The organism is Nesterenkonia sp. DZ6, assembly GCF_022565835.1.
Taxonomy (GTDB): domain Bacteria; phylum Actinomycetota; class Actinomycetes; order Actinomycetales; family Micrococcaceae; genus Nesterenkonia.
In genome coordinates this window covers 1-1,652 of sequence record NZ_JAJOYW010000009.1, presented here as the reverse complement: position 1 = coordinate 1,652, position 1,652 = coordinate 1, and the positions used below count along the sequence as shown (strand labels likewise).

1 protein-coding gene is annotated in these 1,652 nt (G+C 68.5%); it reads left to right on the top strand.

The annotated features are described in order from the left end of the window. Positions 1-1,648: GAF domain-containing sensor histidine kinase (locus LTH93_RS13130; protein WP_241471226.1), on the top strand; the 1,648-nt coding region annotated here is incomplete at its 5' end. Positions 1,649-1,652: the final 4 nt, after the last annotated feature.

Sequence of the window (1,652 nt, the reverse complement as noted above, 5' to 3'; positions counted from 1 at the left end):
CAATGGTGCGGTGGGGGATTCCATCGCGCGCACTATCCGGGTCCTCAGCTCCCAGCGCAGACTGCAGACCCTGCTCGACGCCAGCAACGTCGTGGCCAGCGATCTGGACCTGGAACATGTTCTGCGGCGCATCGCCGAGGAGGCCAGGACCGTCGCGGACGCCGAGTACGCCGCACTGGGCGTCATCGCCGCTGATGGCTCCCTCGAGCGGTTCATCCACGTCGGAATGGCGCAGCACGTGGCCGAGAAGATCGGAGACCTGCCCGCCGGGCACGGGGTCCTGGGCGCGGTGAACCAGAGCAGCAACCCGATCCGACTCACCGACCTCACCACGGATCCCCGGGCGGTCGGCTTTCCCGCCCACCACCCGCCGATGAACAGCTTCCTCGGGGTCCCGATCAAGATCCGCGGCGAGACCTACGGCAACCTCTACCTCACCAACCGGGCCGATGGGCCCTTCACCGACGAGGACGAAGAACTCGTCACGGCGCTGGCCGCCACGGCTGCGACCGCGATCAACAACGCCCGACTCTACGAAGAGGCCCGCCGAGCGCAGCAGCTCAGCGCCGTCCTGGGCGACGTCACCTCAGCTCTGCTGGCCTCGGAGACCATCGATGTCTTCGGCGTCCTGGCTCACGGGGTCGCGACCCTCACCGAAGCGGACTTCGCCGCCATCGTGACCTCCGACGCGGTGGGCGAAGAGCTCTTCATCGACACCGCCCGCGGACAGGGCGCCTCGCTGATCGAGGGCGAGGTGCTGCCCTGGGTCGAAGGCGCGGTGTCGCGGGCCATGGAGGGGACGGCGAGCATCTCGGCTCCCGAGGGAACAGATGTCCCACCGTTCTGTGAGCGGGTCCCGAGCTCCTCGGTGATCGCTGTTCCGCTGATCGTCTCCGGGGACCGCATCGGTGCGGTCTGCGCGACCCGGGCCGAGTCCCGGCCGGCCTTTGACTCCGGTGACCTGGAGCTGCTCTCGGACTTCGCGACCCAGGCGGGTCTGGCTGTGGCGCTGTCCTGGGCGCGAGCGGATCGGCAGCGGCTCGGCGTGATCGAAGACCGGGCGCGCACTGCTCGGGATCTCCATGACCATGTCATCCAGCGGCTCTTCGCCACGGGCCTGGGACTGCAGGCCTTCGCCTCGGCCCACCCCCGACATTGCGGGAGGATCGACAGGCATGTGGCGGAGATCGACGCGGCCATCGAAGACATCCGCAACGCGATATTCACTCTGCGCACCCGTAAGACCACCAGGACCATGCGTCATCGGCTGCTCGATGTCGTCACCGAGCTCTCGGCCGGGCTTGGCATGGCTCCGAAGGTGACCTTCACGGGTCAGATCGATGCGTTCATCAAGGGTGAGCTCGCAGATGATGTCGTCGCGGTCCTGCGTGAGACGGTCACCAACGTGACCCGCCATGCCAGGGCGACTGCGGTCTCGATCGAGGTCCAGGCAGACTCCGCCGGAGTCACGGTCACGGTCGGTGACGACGGGGTCGGCCTGGCTGCCGGTGACAAGACCGCGAGCGGCACGGCGAACCTGCGGGCCAGGGCGCGTGCTCGGGGTGGTGCCTTTGGGCTGACCCCGGGGGAGAACGGCGGGGTGCGGGCGCGCTGGCACGTCCCGGTCCATGGTCAGGACGTCCCATGATCAG